Here is a 16,243-nt window from a genome sequence, read left to right as displayed (position 1 = left end):
GCCTTCACAAGATACCTGCGCATACTTTCAAAGATCCGGGGAAGTGGCCTCAGCGCCGTTCCCGTATGCCGCGAAGTTTCCTTCGTAGCGAGCCGCCCATTATAGCCGGCTTTTCCGCTTCGTCAACACCTTTTTTCAAGGCCGTCTCACCGGAGTGGACGTTGTTGCCGATGCTGCTTCGTCGTTGGGCCCGAGGGCCTTTCGTCGTTGCGAGCCGCCTATTATGCCGGACTTTTCGAGTCCGTCAACACCTTCGTTCGATCAACGCGTTCGTCGGTGGTGGCGTCGCTGTTCGCGTGTCGTTTCCGGGGAAGCGATGCGCTGCAGCAAGGGGGCGAATTCTAGAGATCCTGCAGATTTCGTCAAGGCTTTTTTTGCACGGTGATGACAGAAGCATCGCGACATCACGCATGACGTACGCTCGAAGATCGCGGCGGCGTTGCCCGCGCGTTGCGCGGTCAACGCCGCAACCCCTATCAATGCAAGGATGCACAGTGGAGACAGAGCAATGAGCATGCAGGTGCGGCGCGCGTGGTGGCGCGATCTTTCGATGCCGGCCATCGTCGCTGGCTTCATTACGGTGCTGGTCGGCTTCGCCAGCTCAGCCGTGATCGTGTTCCAGGCCGCCCAGGCTGTCGGCGCCGACCAGGCACAGATCGCCTCCTGGATGTGGGCACTGGGACTGGGCATGGGTGTCACCTGCATCGGGCTGTCGCTGCGCTATCGCGTGCCGGTGGTGACCGCATGGTCGACACCGGGCGCGGCGATGCTGGTGGTCGGTGCAGGTGGCGCCTCGCTCGCCGAGGCCACCGGTGCATTCCTGCTCGCCGCAGTGCTTGGCATGCTGGCAGGCTTCTCCGGAGTGTTCGCACGATTGATGCAGCGGGTGCCGATGGCGCTGGCCGCCGGCATGCTGGCCGGCGTGCTGCTGCGCTTCGGTCTGGACGTGTTCGTGGCCATGAATTCCCAGCTGGTACTGGCACTGGCAATGTTCGCCACCTGGCTGGCGGGACGCCGCCTGTTCCCGCGCTATGCGGTGATCGCCACACTGCTGGTCGGCATCGCGGTCGCAGCCAGCCGTGGCCTGCTGCACGCACAGCAGGTGCAGCTGCAACTGGCGATACCGCAATGGGTGACCCCATCCCTGTCCTGGACTGCGGTAGCCGGCATCGCCCTGCCCCTGTTCGTGGTCACCATGGCCTCGCAGAACATTCCCGGTGTGGCAGTGATGCGTGCCTCCGGCTATGACGCGCCGGTGTCGCCGCTGATCGGCTGGATCGGCGTGGTCAATACCTTGCTGGCGCCGTTCGGTGCCTACGCGCTGAACCTGGCGGCAATCACCGCCGCGATCTGCATGGGCCGTGATGCACATGAGGACCCGGCACGACGCTATACCGCCGCCATGGCGGCAGGTGCCTTCTACATCATCATCGGACTGTTCGGCGCCACCGTGGCCGCACTGTTCGCGGCCTTCCCCAGCGAGCTGGTGGCGTGCGTGGCCGGTATCGCGCTGTTCGGCACCATCGCCAACAGCCTGGCCAGTGCGCTGGCGGTAGAGCGGGACCGCGAGGCGGCACTGGTCACCTTCCTGGTCACCGCCTCGGGGGTCTCCCTGGCCGGGATCGGTTCGGCGTTCTGGGGCTTGGTGGCCGGTGCGCTGTCCCTGCTGGTGCTGCGGCCCCGTCAGGGCCGCTGACCTGCCCTACCCTGCCAGTGCGGCGCCGATGGTGCTCAACACCACCGAGATGACGATGGCGGCCAGTGTAGCGACCACGCTGGTGCCGCCGCGTGCGGTCAGCTCGCTGTGCAGCCGTGCGTCATCGCCGCCGCTGACGGCACGGGCCTGGGCGATCAGGCGCTGGCAGTGTGCCAGGTACCAGGTGTTGCCAAAGGTGCCGGTGGTGACGCTGAGCGCGATGGTGATGACCAGCGACACGCCTTCGGGCACATCCAGCATGGTCTCCACCACGCTGATCAGCAGCAGCAGGCCGACCCACATTGCCGCCAGGCGGTACATTTTGCGGTACATCATCCAGATCGGGCCGAGCAGGAAGGCCGGCCAGTGCCAGGTGCCACTGCCCGTGGCAATGCCCTGATCCAGCCGCCAGCGCTGGCGATAGATCGGGAAGTTGCCGCCGACCACGCTGGCGTACAAGGCCCTCTCGCCCTCCAGCCCCGCAGCCGCAGCCCTGTCCGGTACAGCGACCGGCGCACGATAGGGATCGGACGGATCGCCGACATTCGGCGCAATGCCCTCAACTGCAGGGGCTGCGTCGATATCCGGGGCCGGACCCACCTCGATGGGGGTGGAAGCCTGCTCCAGTTCGGCCAACGGCCGCCATGAGGGCATGCCTTCGCACCAGAGCAGGGTGCGCGCCGTAACCGTCCCTTCCCGCTGCAGCTGGCGAAGACCGGCCAGATCGACCGGCCCACTGCTCTGCCTGCCATTGGCGTACCACCATTGTGCTTCCTGCATGTTTTCCGTCCCTGCTACCTGCCTCGACAAACTGGAACCGCTGCCAGCGCCTACAGCGCGGTACTGCCCAGGGTCTGCACCAGTTGATGGCGCGCACCCGCCGCAAGCGTAATCTGCTCTGGCCCGGCGTTGGCCACTTCCAGGCACACGTAATCGTGCCAACCGTCGCCGACATCGGCCATCTTCGCCGCTGCCTCCATGCCGGGGTTCCAGGCCACCAGGGTCTGGCTGCCTTCGCTGCGGATCTCGATCCGCCGCTGCAGGACGGGATCGCGAAGCACGTAGTGGCCGCCGGCACCGGTATAGATGCGGTCGCTGCGCCCCGGATCGCGCGGGTCACGCAGTGACCAGGGCCCCTGCTGCTGGCGCAGCTGCGCGCCGTCCTCGTACTTGTCCAGGTACTGCAGGCCGTCGAGGCCATCGACCTCGACACGAGTGGCATCGCCGACCCGGAAGTAGCTGTGCAGGGCCTGGGTGAAGGTCACCGGCGAGGTTCCGGTGTTTTCGGTGACGAGCTGCTGGCGCAGCTGGCGGCCGACGCGCAGCTGCATCTGCAGGCGCAGGCCGGGATCGGCGCAGGGCGCAGGTGCCAACTGCAGCTCTACCTCGCCGTCATCGCTCTGGGTGGCCTGAAGAAGCTCCCAGCGCGCGGTACGTACCAGGCCATGCGCCGGTGCATCGGCGCTCTTGCCCTGGCGACCGAACCACGGCCAGCACACCGGGACGCCACCGCGGATGGGCGTGGGCAGCTCGGCGCGCGTGGGCGAAAGCCAGAACAGATCGGGCTGCCCATCGGGAATGAACGACAGCAGCTGGCCACCAAACACACTCACGACCGCTGTGGCATTGGCGGTTCGCACCTGCCAGGCCTCCAGGCCGTGATACAGGCCGGTGCTGATGTCCGGATTCGACTGCATGCGATGACGCTCCTTGAAGACCGCGGCGATGATGTCGCGGTCAACGTGCCGCCAGCAAGGCATTCTGCGCAGCGGGTGCGATGGCGGCCGCCTCTTCCTGCAGCGTGCGCAGGATGCGCTGGCCTGCGCGGCCGTCCACCTCGCTCCAGCCCAGGCGCTGCTGCTCGGCCTGGATCGCGCGACGCGTGGCGGTACCGATCATGCCGTCGGCGGCACCGATGTCGTGGCCGCGGGCCAGCAGCAGGGTCTGCAGCTGGCGACGCTCATCGCGGCCCAGGCCTGGATCGTCGGTCGGCCAGGCGGTAGCCAGCCCGTTGCCGCCGCGCAGCTGGTCGGCAAGCGTCGCGATCGCCAGCGCATAGCTTTCGGCAGCGTTGTAGCTGTAGATCGCGTCGTAGTTGCGGAACACCAGCAACGCAGGGCCCTTGTTGCCGGCCGGCAGCAGCAGGGCGGCGCGCGCATCCGCCGGCAGGTTGGCCGGAGCCAACGCGCTGCCATCCAGCGCGGTCACGCCCTGCGCGCGCCAATCGGCCAGGGCACGACGCTGGGTGCGGCCGGCCTGGCTGGCGTTGAAGCCGGCGGGCACATGCACCTCCATGCCCCATGGTTCGCCACTGCGCCAACCGGCACGCTTGAGGTAGTTGGCGGTGGAGGCCAGTGCATCGGGAATGCTGCCGACCAGATCGCGGCGGCCATCGCCATCACCGTCCACGGCGATGCGTGCATAGGTGCTGGGCATGAACTGGGTGTGCCCGAAGGCACCGGCCCAGGAGCCGGTGAGCCCCTGTGCCTGCAGGTCGCCGCGGTCGATCAGCTTGAGCAGCGCCAGCAGCTCACCGCGGAAGAAAGGTTGGCGGCGGCCGGCGCACGACAGCGTGGCCAATGACTGCAGCAGCGGGCGCTTGCCGAACACGCGGCCGTAGTCGCTCTCCACGCCCCAGACCGCGACGATGGTGGCCGGATCGACGCCATACTGGGCCGACACGCGATCGAGCAGGTCGCGGTGCTGCTGCAGCAGGGCGCGACCATCAGCGACGCGCTGGCGATCGACCAGCGCGGCCAGGTAGTCCCAGATCGGCGTGGTGAATTCGGGCTGTGCATCGAGCAGGCCGAGCACGCTGGGGTCCGGGGTGAGCCCGGCGGTGATCTCGTTGAAGCGGTCAGCGCCGATGCCCTGGGTCGCGGCGGTGGCCTGCAGGCCCGCCAAGCAGCGGCTGAACGCCGGATCGGTGCTGGCGGCGGAAGCCGCAGGCAGCGCCGGGGTCGACACAAGGGCGGCCGCCAGGCCGAGCGTGGTCAGAACAGGCATGGCGTCCTCCGTGTTGCCGTTGCACGGCCATCTTAGGGGCAGCGGTGCTGCCGAACCTGAAGGGGCACCGGCTGGCCACCACCTCAGGCGCGGCGCAGCAGGCGCAGGCCATAGGCGGGGCTTTCGGCATCCCATCGCTGCGCCACCTGCAGGCCCGCCTGCCGCAACAGCGCGTCGAAGCTGTCCTCGGTGTACTTGTGGCTGTACTCGACGCGAATGGGTTCACCGGCGGCGAAGTGGAAAATGCGGCCATCCAGGTGGACGTCCTGTGCCCGCTGGCTGACCAGATCGGTCTCGATGCGCAACCGCGCGGTGCTGTAGCGTGCACGATGACGGAAGCCATCGAGATCGAAGTCGCTGCCGATCTCGCGGTTCAGGCGGGCCAGCAGGTTGAGGGTGAATGCGGCGGTGACGCCCTGCGCATCGTTGTAGGCCGCCTCGATCAACGCCGGGTCCTTGTGCAGGTCGATGCCGACCAGGGCCAGGCCATCATGCCCCATGGTCTGGCGCATCGCGCGCAGCAGCGCGACCGCGTCCTCGCCTTCAAAGTTGCCCAGCGTGGAACCCGGGAAGAACAGCAGCCGTCGCGCGGGTTCGCGTTCGGGCATGGGTACGGCGACGGGACGGGTAAAGTCGGCACAGACCGGCAGCATCTCCACCTCGGGCAGCGCCGGGGCCAGATGGTCGATGCTGGACAGCAGCGCGGCACGTGAGATTTCAATCGGCGTGTAGGCCACCGGGTCGTGCAGGGCGGCCAGCAGCAACGCGGTCTTGCGGCCACTGCCGCTGCCCAGTTCCACAACGTGCAGGTGCGGCCCGACGCTTCGGGCGATGTCCGGCAGTACCCGTGAAAGCAGGGCCAGCTCGGTGCGCGTGGGGTAGTACTCTGGCGTATGCGTGATCTGCTCGAACAGGCGCGAGCCGCGTGCATCGTAGAAGTACTTGGACGGCAGCTGGCGGGGCGTGCGCAACAGCCCGGCCACCACGTCGGCAAGGATCTGCTGGCGGCCGGGAGTGAGATCGGTCAGCGCCTGCAGCGCGTCCTGCACCGTACTCATGCGAGATCCCTGGCCAGGCGCAGCCCGGAGAACTGCCAACGTGCCGGGGGCATGAAGAAGTTACGGTAGCTGGCACGCACGTGGCCACGCGGCGTGGCGCAGCTGCCACCGCGCAGCACCCATTGCCCGCACATGAACTTGCCGTTGTACTCACCGAGGTTGCCGGCGAAAGGGCGAAAGCCCGGATAGGCGCCATACGCGCTGTGGGTCCATTCCCATACGTCGCCGAACAGCTGCCGCAGCCCACTGCCCTGCCCCGCCCGAGGGTGCAGCTGATCGTCGTCGGCAAAATGGCCACGCAGGGGCTGCGTCGCAGCGGCGGCTTCCCACTCGAACTCGCTGGGCAGGCGCGCACCCGCCCAGCGCGCGCAGGCATCAGCCTCGTAATAGCTGAGGTGGCAGACCGGCGCATGCGGGTCAAGTTCTCGCCAACCGCCGAGGGTGTACTCGCGCTGCAGGGCATCGTCCCAGTACAGCGGGTGCTGCCAGCCCTCGGCTTCGCGCAACGCCCAGCCTTCGCTGAGCCACCAGCGCGGCTCGCGGTAGCCGCCAGCCTCGATGAAGGCGAGGTACTCGCCATTGCTGACGGGACGCTCTGCCAGTGCGTGTGCGGGGAGCAGCACGCGATGCGCCGGCGATTCGTTGTCGTAGGCGAAGGCGGCGTGCTGCGGCCAGGCTGCGGCGCCAATGGTGACGATGCGTTCGGGTGATTCGGTCCAGCCCTGCGCACTGGCAGCGCTGGTGGCAGGCTGCAGGTCCTCGCGGTAGGCCGGCTGCAACGGATTGCACCAGAACGCATGCTTGATGTCGGTCAACAGCAGTTCCTGGTGCTGCTGTTCGTGCTGCAGCCCCAACTGCAGGTGGTGCAGCGCCTGCGCGTCGAGGTCACCCGCCGCCAGCCGTGACTGCACCTGCATGTCGACCTGCTGGCGGTAGTCGCGCACCTGCTGCAGCGAGGGCCGCGACAACAGGCCGCGTTGCGGCCGCGCGTGCGCTGGACCGATGCTTTTGTAGTAGCTGTTGAAAAGATAGTCCCAGGCTGGATCACGCGCAGGCGCACTGGCGAATCCCGCCAGCACGAAGCGTTCGAAGAACCAGGTGGTATGGGCCAGGTGCCACTTGCTGGGACTGGCGTCGGCCATGCTCTGCAGCATGGCGTCCTCTGCACTGAGCGGTGCGGCCAACTGCAGGCTGCGGGCACGCACATGTGCGAAGTGGTGGGCGAGGTCGTGCTGCGGGGCAGCGACGGCGGTGGGTACGCTGTCCATGCCTACAGCATCGGCGCAGTGCGGTGAGTGCGACGTCATGGCGGCACACTGCCCCATTCACATGGTTGCGGGCATACCTTTTCAGAATGCGCGTGTTCAAGAAGCGGGTGAGGACGCCGCTAACGGCAGTGTTGCGGCCGCATCGTCACCGCACTGGACTTCCTGCGTGCCCCTGCATCCACTCCGCCAGCCTGCGCATTACCTGTTCGTGCTGCCCGCCGTGCTGGTCGTGCTGGTGCTGTGGATGGCACTGGGCACCGAGGATGTGGCCAGCCCGGCCCAACGCATCCTGCCCTGGCTGCTGGCCTGCCTCGGCGCGGGCCTGGCCCTGCTCTACCACCAGATACGCACGTTGTGCCTGCTGCTGGTGGTGGCGGTGGTGTTCGCCCTGCTGCACCGGGACGTCGGCGGCTACCTGCGCAGCGGCCATGTCGACGCCTTGACTCCGTTGCGCTTCCACGCAATCTCGGCCTGGGTGCCGCTGCTGTTTGCCGGGCTGGCACTGTGGCCGGAACGCGGACGCCGACGCCAGGACCTGCTGCTGCGCAGCGTGGTCTGCGGCGCGGCCCTGGTGATCTTCCTGCTGCTTGCGGCACAACAGCCGCAGGGCATGCACGATCTGCTGTCGAGCCGTCACTGGGCCTGGATTCCCGCCGACTGGAATGCGCTGGCGCAGCTGCCGGCGTTGCTGTTCCTGCTGGCGACCGCAGCGCTGGGCTGGCGGGCGTGGCGGCATCCGCGGCCACTGCACACGGCGATGCTGCTGGCCCTGCTGTGCCTGTGGTGGATGCTGCCGCGGATCTTCCTGCAGCCGGTACTGCTGCCGGCGCTGAGCAGCGCCGCCCTGCTGTTGATGCTGGGCGCGATGCTTCAGGAATCCTTCCACATGGCCTTCTGCGATGAGCTGACCGGCCTGCCCGGGCGACGGGCGTTCAACGAGACCCTGCAGCGAGCGCGCGGCACCTACAGCATCGCGATGGTGGACGTGGACCACTTCAAGTCGTTCAACGACACCCACGGCCACGATACCGGCGATGACGTGCTGCGCCTGGTGGGGTCGCGGCTGGCGCGTGTCGGCGACGGTGGCCGAGCGTTCCGCTATGGCGGCGAGGAATTCGCGGTGGTGTTCCTGGACCGCCCGGCGACGGCCTGCATTGAGGCCGTCGAAGCACTGCGGCAGAGCATCGAGGACACCCGCATGCAGCTGCGCGACCGCAGTACCCGCAGCCGTGACGACGAAGCCGGCCGTCAGCAGCGCGGACGCGGCGGCACCGGCCAGGTGGTGCAGGTGACGGTCAGCATCGGGCTGGCCGACAGCCGCGTGGATCCGCGACCGACGGCAGTGCTCAAGGCCGCCGACCAGGCGCTGTACATGGCCAAGGACGGAGGTCGCAACCAGGTCCGCGCGCACGGCGGCCAGCGCCTGCTGGCTGCATCCAGTGCGTAGGGCTCAGACCGCGTCGAGGTAATACCAGCGGCCGTCGATGCACCGGAATCGGCTGTGCTCGGTCATTCTCACCGCGCTGCCGCCGCCGAAGCGGTAGCGCGCGGTGAAGCGCACTTCAGCACTGTCTGCGCCGGTGACCGTGTGGTCGTGCACGGTCAGGCCCAGCCAATGGGTGCGCTGGCCTGGTGCGTCGTCCAGCGACAGCTCGGCCGGACGCGTGTCCGGGTGCCAGGTGTGGCGCAGGTAGCCGGCCAGGCCCCTCACATAGGCGCTGTAACGCGAACGCATCAGGCGCTCGGCATCGGGCGCGGCCTCGCCGGCATGGAAACGGCCACAGCAGACCGGATAATCGGCGGGAAGGCCACAGGGGCAGGGATCGGCGGATTTTCGGCTCATGCCGGCATTGTCGCCGGGTTGCAGTAATTGATCCACGCGCGGCGGCAGTCGCCCGGATCAGGACAGGCGTATGCTGTCGCGCCCCCACATTGATTGATCGCCGTGCTGGAACTGGTTCCCCCTGAGTTGTGGTGGCTGGTGGTGATCGCCTTCATCGCCGGTCTTGTGGATGCTGCCGTGGGCGGCGGCGGCCTGGTACAGCTGCCCGGCCTGTTCACGGTGCTGCCACAGCAGACGCCGGCGATGCTGTTTGGTACCAACAAGTTCAGTTCGATGTTCGGTACCGGTGCGGCTGCCTGGCGCTATGCGCGCAATGTGCGCTTCCCGTGGAAGCCGGTGCTGTTCGCGGCCGGCACCGCTTTCATCTTTTCCTTTGCCGGGGCCACGGCCGTCAGCCTGTTGCCGAAGGATGCTGTACGGCCGCTGGTGCTGGTGCTGCTGGTCGCGATGCTGGCCTACACGCTGTGGAAGAAGGACTTCGGCGCGTTGCACCGGCCGCAGGAGATCGGCCGCCGCGAACTGGTGATCGCGCTGGCGATCGGTGCGGCGATCGGCTTCTACGACGGCTTCTTCGGGCCAGGCACCGGCAGTTTCCTGATCTTCCTGTTCGTGCGCTTCTTCGGGCTGGATTTCCTGCGCGCGTCAGCGGCGTCGAAGGTCGTGAACCTGGCGACCAACGTGGCAGCGATCTCGTTCTTCGTGCCGACCGGCAACATCCTGTGGCTGTTCGCGCTGCCAATGGCCGCAGCCAACATCATCGGTTCGGTGGTGGGCACGCGCCTGGCACTGAAGGGCGGCACGCCGTTCATCCGCAAGCTGTTCGTGGGGCTGGTGGTGGTGCTGATCGCGCGGATGGCGTGGGATACGTTCCGCGCTGCGTGAATGCGCGTCATGACCCGGTAGGTGCCAACCTTGGTTGGCACGCCGTTTCCGGTCGCGAAGAGCAGCCGAGCATGGCTCGGCTCTACAGGTGGATTGCCCGAGGCGCTCAGGCCTCGGCTTCTTCCGGTTCGTTGGCCTGCTGGCGGCTGCGCTCCGGCAGCTTCAGGCGCTTGCCCTCTTCGTCGTACTCGATCAGCAGTACGCCGGAGTCGTGGCGGCCGCTGATTTCGACGAAGCAGGCGCCACCGATGAACGGCTCCAGCGTCATCACCGACTTCAGCGGGGTGGCGACCACCATCTGGAAGCCGAAGTTGTCGAAGATGTTCATCGCCAGCGCGGTGAACTCGTTGTCGGCCTTGTCGAAGGCCTCGTCGAGCACGACCGCCGCGTAACTGGGCAGCTGGCTGTCAGCGCCGCCGAGCTGGTAGCGCAGCGCTGCTGCCAGGCAGGTGGTGGCCAGCTTCTGGCGCTGGCCACCGGACTTGCCGGCGCCGCTGCGGTAGATCTCGACCTGCTGGCGCGTTTCCGCATCCAGCTCGACGCCGATGAACTCCACGTGCATGCGCACGTCCAGCACCAGCTCGCGCCAGCGCTTGTCCTCGCCTTCCTGCGAGCCGAGGCGGTTGACCAGCTGGCGCAGCACGGTGAACTGCGATTCGGCCAGCTCGCGCTGCTCGGTCTGCTGCTGCGACAGCACCTCGCGCAGCTGCAGGTGGAACTCAGCGACCTCCGGCAGGCGGCGGTCGCTCAGTTCGATGGTCAGCAGCGTGCCACGGTTGAACGGCACCTGCTCCAGGCTGGCGTTCACCTCGTCCAGGCGCTGGCCGATCGACTTGCGGGCCTCTGCGCTGTGGCGCTGCAGGGCCAGCAGGTTGTTCTTGCTCTGGTTCTGCAGCAGGTCGAAGAAGCGCTCTTCGTGCTGTGGCAGGCCGTCGCGTTCCAGCCGTTCGAGGCGTGCGAGGAAGTCCTCGGCCGAGGCCACCGACACGGTGAAGTCGCCTGACTCCTCCGGCCACTGCTGGATGAAGCGACGGAAGCAGCCGATCAGCTGGTTCTCGATGCGGTTGAGGTCCTGCTGCGAGGACGACAACTGCTCGTTCAGCGCGTTGCTGACCTGGCGCATGTGCGCTTCGAGCGTTTCCAGGCTGAGCGGACCCTGTTCCTGCAGGCGCTCGGCGAGGCCGGCTTCCTGCTCCTGGGCCAGGCTCGGCAGCACCAGTGCACGGCTCTGCTGGCGTGCGCGGTCCAGGCGATCACGTTCCTTGACCAGCTGGCCGCGCTCGACGCGGACGTCTTCATAGGTGCGGCGGGACTGCTCGATGTCGGCGCGCACGGCGTCGATCTGCTTGGCCAGCTTGGCGAGATCGGCGTTGCCTTCGCGCAGGTCGCGCAGGGTGGCTTCGATATCGCTCAGGCGCTGCTGCGGAGCGGCGATGTCGATCTCGTTCCAGCTGATGCTGACCAGCTCGTGGCAGGCCAGGCGGCGTTCGTTGTCGCGGTCACGCTGCCCGCGCAGGCGCGCGATGTCGGTCTCGCAGCTGGCGATGCGCTTGGCCAGCTCCTGTGCTTCGCGCTCGAAGGCGCCCAACTTGTCGTGGTTGTTGAAGCCGAGGATCCAGCGACGGCGGTCGCCCACCGCACTGCGGTCGTCCTTCTCGAAACGGTCGCCGGGATGCTTGACCTGGCCTTCGCGGGTGATGCCGCGGTCGACGTTGCGCAGCTGCTTGGCATCCACGCATTCGTAGTCGAAGCGCTTGCCCAGCTCGCGGCGCAGCCAGCTTTCGAACACATGCTCGCGCAGTTCAAGCTTGTGCAGCAGCGACTTCGCCGACGGCTCACGGGCGAATGCATCATCGTTGCGGCGCACGCGGTAGTAGGTGAAGCGCATGCCAAGGTGGGTACGGTTCACCCATTCGGCGACGTCGTTGTAGTGCTTGTCGTCGACCAGCAGCGACAGCGCGAAGCCACCCAGCACGCGCTCGATGGCACCCTGCCAGCCCTGCTCTTCCGAGCGGACCTGGATCAGTTCGCCGACGAAGGGCAGTGCCGCCTCGGCGATGCCGGTTTCCTCGGCCAGGCGCGCGCGCAGCTTCTGCATCGGCGCCGGGATGTTGGAGGGCGTGCGCTGCATCGCTTCGAGTTCGGCACGGACCTCGCCGAAGCGGCGCTCGTCATCGCGCTTGCCGCCCAGGCGGTCACTGATCGCGTCGTCCAGTGCCGAGGAGGCACGCTGGCGGTCCTGCAGCTCGTTCTGTGCGCGCTCGACCAGTTCGGCGAAGCCATGGGCGTCGTCCGGCAGTTCGGCCCCCAGCTGCTGCGCCGCCTGGCGTGCCTGCTCGCGCTTGGCCTGACGGCGATCGCGCTCAGCTTCGGCACGACCCTGCTCGCGTTCCAGTTCCTCGATGCGCTCACCGCCCTGCTGGCGGCGCTGCAGCTCCAGTTCGGCCAGGCGCTCGGTGTGGTTGTCGAGCGCGGCACGGCGCTGGGCTTCTTCGCCAAGCAGGCCGCGGTCACGCACGTCCATCTCGCGCAGGCGCGCTTCGATCAGCGCCTGGCGCCGGCTTTCGCGGAAGCTGTCGACACCCAGCTTCAGCGCTTCGTCGTCGCCACGACGGCGGTGCATTTCCTTCAGGTCGTTGTAGTAGGCGCGGGCCGGCAACAGGGTTTCCACCTGGCGGCGGGCGGTGACCACCGCCTGGTGCGCGCCATCAAGCTCGGCGAAGTCGCTGACCAGGCGCTCGGCGGCGTCGAAGGTCTTCGGCGTGTCGAGCATGAAGTCGCGCAGGAAGACGTTGAGGTCGCCCAGGTTCTTCGCCGACTGCGTCTTGTGCAGCAGGCGCAGCGCCATCTCGTTGTCGATGCCGAGCAGGTCGCGGAAGCGCTCGGCGTAGCCGGAGAAGGTGTCGAAGTGGTGCAGGTCGGGCAGCTTCTGCTTCAGCTTGCGCAGGTCCAGGTCGAAACCGCCGAGGTCCTTGGCGATGTCGAACGGGCGCTCGGCGATCATGTAGTGCTTGCGCACATCGCCGGCCGAGGTGCCATTGCCGGAGATCCACAGCAGGCGCACCAGGCTGACCACGCGGCCATCGCCGGCGCGGTATTCCAGCACCAGTGCGGTCCAGGTCGCGCCCTTGCGCAGGTACTGGGTGGCGATTTCGCCGGTGCCGCTGTCCTGCTGGTCGGCCCACGCGCCGCGCACGTAGGACACCAGGTTGCGGTCGCGGCCACTGCGCTCGGCTTCACGTGCAGCGGCGTTGAAGTCGACGATGGCCGGTGGCGTCAGCAGCGCGGACATGGCATCGAGCAGGGTCGACTTGCCCGAGCCGGAGCGGCCGACGAACAGGAAGCCGCGTTCGGCGATCGGTACTTCGGTCAGGCCGTTGAAGGTGCCCCAGTTGTGCACCTGCAGGCGGCGCATGCGGAACTGCTGCAGGCGCGGGTCCGGCAGGCCTTCGTTGAACAGGGCGGGAGTGTGCTTGGAGATAGCCATGCGATGGTCGGGTCTCTCAGGCCTCGGCGGCCGGGGTTTCACGCAGCTGGCGGTAGACCGCCGAAAGCTGGGACACGTCTTCGGCGGAGAACAGCAGCTTCAGCGCCGGCGAGACTTCGTGGCGGTCTTCCTGGCCGCTGAGGCGGGTCAGGATGTGGTTGTCCTTCATCTTCTGCACCGCCGATGCGACGCGACGGTTGAAGCCGGCGCGGTCGGTGGACAGGTTCTTTTCGTAGATGGCCAGCGCTTCGGCCATCTCGGCGTCGGCGACCACCGCGCGGTTGCCGCGCGCATCGGCCTCGGCCAGCTGCTGGCGCAGGTACAGCAGCAGCACCGAGTCGATGAAGGTCAGCGGGGAGGTGCGCAGCAGCACCGGCGCATCGACGTCTTCGGTATCGGCCTGGCGGGTGAACGCCACGCCACTGTCGCGGTCGAGCACCAGTTCCAGGAACAGGTCGGCCAGCGATGAGCGGATGGCCGCCTCGCTGCGGATCAGCGCCGGCCACAGCTTGGCGTGGCGCAGCTGGTCGATGCTGGGGCCGATCAGCAGCTGGCACAGCGCACGGCGCGCATCCAGCGGCAGGCGCCCGGTATCGCCGAGGTAGTACACGTCGTTGCCACGGCGGGGCTGCGCCACGGCCGCCACCGGCTCGGCCTCGTAGGCGTCTTCCGCCACGTCGGCCTGCGGTGCGTCGATGGGATCTTCATGCCAGCTCATGGCGTCTCTCCTGGGTGAACCAAACCAGCGGGATGCGGGCGCGACGGATCTGGCCGTCGCCACCACGCCATTGCGCAAGCTCCTGCTCGCCGGCGACCACGTTGCCGAAGCGCGTGCCCAGCGACAGGTAGCCGATGACGCTGCCAAGACCCTGCGGCGCTTCGCGCTGCGACAGGGCCTGGGCGATGCTGAGACGCGGCTGTGCATCGAGCAGGTCGTGCAGGTCGCGGCGCAGGGTGCGGAAATCGATTTCGGACGAGGCGACCAGATCGCCGACGCTTTCCAGGCTGATCGCGGCTGCGTCGTTGTATTCGACGTTGCCATCGACCTGGGCGCTGCGCGGATCGTGCAGTTTCCATTGCGACCACGAGCGCAGGCGGCTGGTGGTCAGCTGCAGGTCGCGGCCGATGCCGCGTTGTGCGGGGAACTCGTCGCGCAGAGCGAGCGCTTCGGACTGCGCCTGCTTGAGCAGCTGGTTGAGGCGACGCTGTTCCAGGTAGCCACGACTCTGCACGAAGCCGCGCAGGCTGCGCGCGAAGTTCTGCAGCACATCGTGCACCTGGCCACCGCGCTCGAGCATGGTGCTGGTGAAACCGCGCAGGAAGTTGCGTTCGTTGCGGTCCAGGCGGCGGGCGAAGCCGCGCGCCAGCACCGCTTCCAGTGCGGCATCGAGCTGGGCGCTCTGCTCGGCGTCGTTGAGCAGGCGCCAGAAGGCCTGGAAGCTGCGCCCGGCGTCACTTTCGCCGATCACGTCCACGCCTTCGAACAGCTGCGACAGCACATCGCCGCGCTCGCCCTCGTCGTCGATGATGCGTTCGCGGAACTCGCGGTTGAGCTGCTCGAAGTCGTCGCGCACGCGGCGGAAGTCCTCGGTCAGCTCGTCGGCCAGGCCGATGATCTGGCGCGCACGTTCCAGCGCGCGCTTGCCGTCCAGCGCGATCACACGGCCGGCGCCGACACGGGCAATCTCGGCGTCGATCCGGTCGCGCTCGTCGCGCAGCGCCGACAGGCGGGCGTCCGGATCGGATTCGGTCTGCGCGGCCAGCTGCGAGAGCTGCTCGATGACCAGCGCCAGGCGGCTTTCGGTGGCGGCCACACGGGCCTGCTCGAGGCCGTCGGCGAATCGGATCGCCTGCAGTGCCGCGGTCGACAGCTCGTACTGCTCCTGGTCGGCACCGTCGGGCAGGCGGCGTTCCAGCCAGCCCTGGGCCAGCCAGTGTGCGATATAGGCCTGCGCGGTACGCGGCAGCTCGCGCGACAGTTCGTCGCCGTTGAGCTGATCCAGCGCACGCTGCAGGCGCTCGTTGAGCACCGACGACGGCAGCGTGCGCTCGCCGTCCATCAGCAGCCCCTGCAGCAGGCCGATGATTTCCGGGGCGTGGTCGGCGGCAAGCAGCTTCCACTGGGGCTGTTCGCGCAGATGGCGGTAACGGGAGATGCGTTCGCGGTGCTTCATGCAGCGAAAGGAGTCATGAGGGCTGGCGGGGACGAGCAGCCGCCCGCGGCGGCCGCGCGGGCAGCCGTGGGCATGCCGGCCCGCAGAGGCCGGCGGAGTGCGGTCAAGCGGCTCAGCGCTTGCCGCCCACTTCGATGAAGCGCAGGAACTCGGCGCGGGTACGCGCGTCGTCGCGGAAGCTGCCCAGCATCTTGGAGGTGACCATGCTGACGCCGCGCTTGTGGATGCCGCGGGTGGTCATGCATTCGTGGGCGCCCTCGACGACCACGCCGACGCCGATCGGCTGCAGCACATCCTGGATGCACTGGGCGATCTGCGCGGTCATCTTCTCCTGCACCTGGAAACGGCGGGCGTAGGCTTCGACGACGCGGGCCAGCTTGCTGATGCCCACCACCTTGCCGGCCGGCAGGTAGCCGACATGCACGCGGCCGATGATCGGCGCCATGTGGTGTTCGCAGTGGCTTTCGTACTCGATGTCGCGCAGGACGATGAGTTCGTCATAGCCGGCCACTTCCTCGAAGGTGCGCTCCATGTAGGCGCGCGGGTCATCGCGGTAACCGCTGAACCAGTCGCCATAGGCTTCGGCGACACGGCGGGGGGTATCCAGCAGGCCTTCGCGGGACGGGTCCTCACCGGCCCAGCGCAGCAGGGTGCGCACGGCATCCTCGGCCTGGTCCTGGGTCACGTCGCCCTGCGGGGCGGCCTTTTCGTTGTTCTTGCTCATTGCGTACAGCGTCCCGAACGGGGGGCGAGCATCGTACCCGACCGGGGGGTGGGTCGTCCTGTTGGTCGGGTTCATCGGGGGTCGCTTGCGGCGCCTCATGGTTGC

The 16,243-nt window shown here is 67.9% G+C and carries 13 protein-coding genes; 3 read left to right on the top strand and 10 right to left on the bottom strand.

Annotated elements, in window-relative coordinates:
- Window positions 1–508 precede the first annotated feature (508 nt).
- Window positions 509–1,696 (top strand): benzoate/H(+) symporter BenE family transporter, encoded by a 1,188-nt coding sequence (locus AC5P8U_RS13570; RefSeq protein WP_180868689.1) that lies wholly within the window; start codon window positions 509–511, stop codon window positions 1,694–1,696.
- A 6-nt stretch (window positions 1,697–1,702) separates the two neighbouring features.
- Here AC5P8U_RS13570 and AC5P8U_RS13565 read toward each other — a convergent pair whose 3' ends face one another.
- The 5 genes from AC5P8U_RS13565 to egtB all read right to left on the bottom strand — a co-directional run bounded on the left by AC5P8U_RS13565 (window position 1,703) and on the right by egtB (window position 7,028).
- The gene (locus tag AC5P8U_RS13565) at window positions 1,703–2,476 is read right to left on the bottom strand and encodes a DUF2628 domain-containing protein (protein WP_227837724.1); all 774 of its coding nucleotides are present in this window, start codon (window positions 2,474–2,476) and stop codon (window positions 1,703–1,705) included.
- A gap of 50 nt (window positions 2,477–2,526) precedes the next feature.
- The gene (locus tag AC5P8U_RS13560; protein WP_439426488.1) at window positions 2,527–3,393 is read right to left on the bottom strand and encodes a D-hexose-6-phosphate mutarotase; all 867 of its coding nucleotides are present in this window, start codon (window positions 3,391–3,393) and stop codon (window positions 2,527–2,529) included.
- 40 nt (window positions 3,394–3,433) lie between these two features.
- The gene (locus AC5P8U_RS13555; protein WP_495214194.1) at window positions 3,434–4,702 is read right to left on the bottom strand and encodes a lytic murein transglycosylase; all 1,269 of its coding nucleotides are present in this window, start codon (window positions 4,700–4,702) and stop codon (window positions 3,434–3,436) included.
- 83 nt (window positions 4,703–4,785) lie between these two features.
- Window positions 4,786–5,760, bottom strand: coding sequence for an L-histidine N(alpha)-methyltransferase (gene egtD / locus AC5P8U_RS13550; RefSeq protein ID WP_072168745.1), 975 nt, complete (start codon window positions 5,758–5,760; stop codon window positions 4,786–4,788).
- The gene (gene egtB, locus AC5P8U_RS13545; RefSeq protein WP_228336653.1) at window positions 5,757–7,028 is read right to left on the bottom strand and encodes an ergothioneine biosynthesis protein EgtB; all 1,272 of its coding nucleotides are present in this window, start codon (window positions 7,026–7,028) and stop codon (window positions 5,757–5,759) included. Before egtB ends, egtD begins: the two co-directional genes overlap by 4 nt.
- A gap of 166 nt (window positions 7,029–7,194) precedes the next feature.
- On the opposite strand from egtB, the gene AC5P8U_RS13540 reads away from it, so the two are divergent.
- Window positions 7,195–8,475 (top strand): GGDEF domain-containing protein, encoded by a 1,281-nt coding sequence (locus tag AC5P8U_RS13540; RefSeq protein WP_495214193.1) that lies wholly within the window; start codon window positions 7,195–7,197, stop codon window positions 8,473–8,475.
- A gap of 3 nt (window positions 8,476–8,478) precedes the next feature.
- Here AC5P8U_RS13540 and AC5P8U_RS13535 read toward each other — a convergent pair whose 3' ends face one another.
- On the bottom strand, window positions 8,479–8,871 hold the full coding sequence (locus tag AC5P8U_RS13535; RefSeq protein WP_447897331.1) for a YchJ family metal-binding protein: 393 nt from the start codon (window positions 8,869–8,871) through the stop codon (window positions 8,479–8,481).
- Between the two features lie 102 nt (window positions 8,872–8,973).
- On the opposite strand from AC5P8U_RS13535, the gene AC5P8U_RS13530 reads away from it, so the two are divergent.
- Window positions 8,974–9,753 carry a sulfite exporter TauE/SafE family protein gene (locus AC5P8U_RS13530; RefSeq protein WP_005411690.1) on the top strand — a complete coding sequence of 260 codons (780 nt, stop codon included), beginning with the start codon at window positions 8,974–8,976 and terminating at the stop codon, window positions 9,751–9,753.
- Window positions 9,754–9,859: 106 nt separating this feature from the next.
- On the opposite strand, the gene AC5P8U_RS13525 is transcribed toward AC5P8U_RS13530, so the two are convergent.
- The 4 genes from AC5P8U_RS13525 to folE form a co-directional block, all read right to left on the bottom strand.
- Window positions 9,860–13,240, bottom strand: coding sequence for an ATP-binding protein (locus tag AC5P8U_RS13525; protein ID WP_439426491.1), 3,381 nt, complete (start codon window positions 13,238–13,240; stop codon window positions 9,860–9,862).
- A 16-nt stretch (window positions 13,241–13,256) separates the two neighbouring features.
- Window positions 13,257–13,958 (bottom strand): DUF4194 domain-containing protein, encoded by a 702-nt coding sequence (locus tag AC5P8U_RS13520; protein WP_005421303.1) that lies wholly within the window; start codon window positions 13,956–13,958, stop codon window positions 13,257–13,259.
- Window positions 13,945–15,414, bottom strand: coding sequence for a DUF3375 domain-containing protein (locus AC5P8U_RS13515; protein ID WP_072168749.1), 1,470 nt, complete (start codon window positions 15,412–15,414; stop codon window positions 13,945–13,947). The genes AC5P8U_RS13520 and AC5P8U_RS13515 overlap by 14 nt, the downstream gene beginning before the upstream one ends.
- A 112-nt stretch (window positions 15,415–15,526) precedes the next feature.
- Window positions 15,527–16,138 carry a GTP cyclohydrolase I FolE gene (gene folE, locus AC5P8U_RS13510; RefSeq protein ID WP_004141296.1) on the bottom strand — a complete coding sequence of 204 codons (612 nt, stop codon included), beginning with the start codon at window positions 16,136–16,138 and terminating at the stop codon, window positions 15,527–15,529.
- Between the last annotated feature and the right edge of the window lie 105 nt (window positions 16,139–16,243).

Source organism: Stenotrophomonas sp. YJH_SMC_81, from assembly GCF_059370875.1.
This window is presented reverse-complemented; position numbering and strand designations above follow the sequence as displayed.

Coding starts and splice junctions, on each gene's coding strand:
- AC5P8U_RS13570 (WP_180868689.1), top strand. CDS start 509: ATGAGCATGCAGGTGCGGCGCGCGTGGTGGCGCGATCTTTCGATGCCG.
- AC5P8U_RS13565 (WP_227837724.1), bottom strand. CDS start 2,476: ATGCAGGAAGCACAATGGTGGTACGCCAATGGCAGGCAGAGCAGTGGG.
- AC5P8U_RS13560 (WP_439426488.1), bottom strand. CDS start 3,393: ATGCAGTCGAATCCGGACATCAGCACCGGCCTGTATCACGGCCTGGAG.
- AC5P8U_RS13555 (WP_495214194.1), bottom strand. CDS start 4,702: ATGCCTGTTCTGACCACGCTCGGCCTGGCGGCCGCCCTTGTGTCGACC.
- egtD (WP_072168745.1), bottom strand. CDS start 5,760: ATGAGTACGGTGCAGGACGCGCTGCAGGCGCTGACCGATCTCACTCCC.
- egtB (WP_228336653.1), bottom strand. CDS start 7,028: ATGGACAGCGTACCCACCGCCGTCGCTGCCCCGCAGCACGACCTCGCC.
- AC5P8U_RS13535 (WP_447897331.1), bottom strand. CDS start 8,871: ATGAGCCGAAAATCCGCCGATCCCTGCCCCTGTGGCCTTCCCGCCGAT.
- AC5P8U_RS13525 (WP_439426491.1), bottom strand. CDS start 13,240: ATGGCTATCTCCAAGCACACTCCCGCCCTGTTCAACGAAGGCCTGCCG.
- AC5P8U_RS13520 (WP_005421303.1), bottom strand. CDS start 13,958: ATGAGCTGGCATGAAGATCCCATCGACGCACCGCAGGCCGACGTGGCG.
- AC5P8U_RS13515 (WP_072168749.1), bottom strand. CDS start 15,414: ATGAAGCACCGCGAACGCATCTCCCGTTACCGCCATCTGCGCGAACAG.
- folE (WP_004141296.1), bottom strand. CDS start 16,138: ATGAGCAAGAACAACGAAAAGGCCGCCCCGCAGGGCGACGTGACCCAG.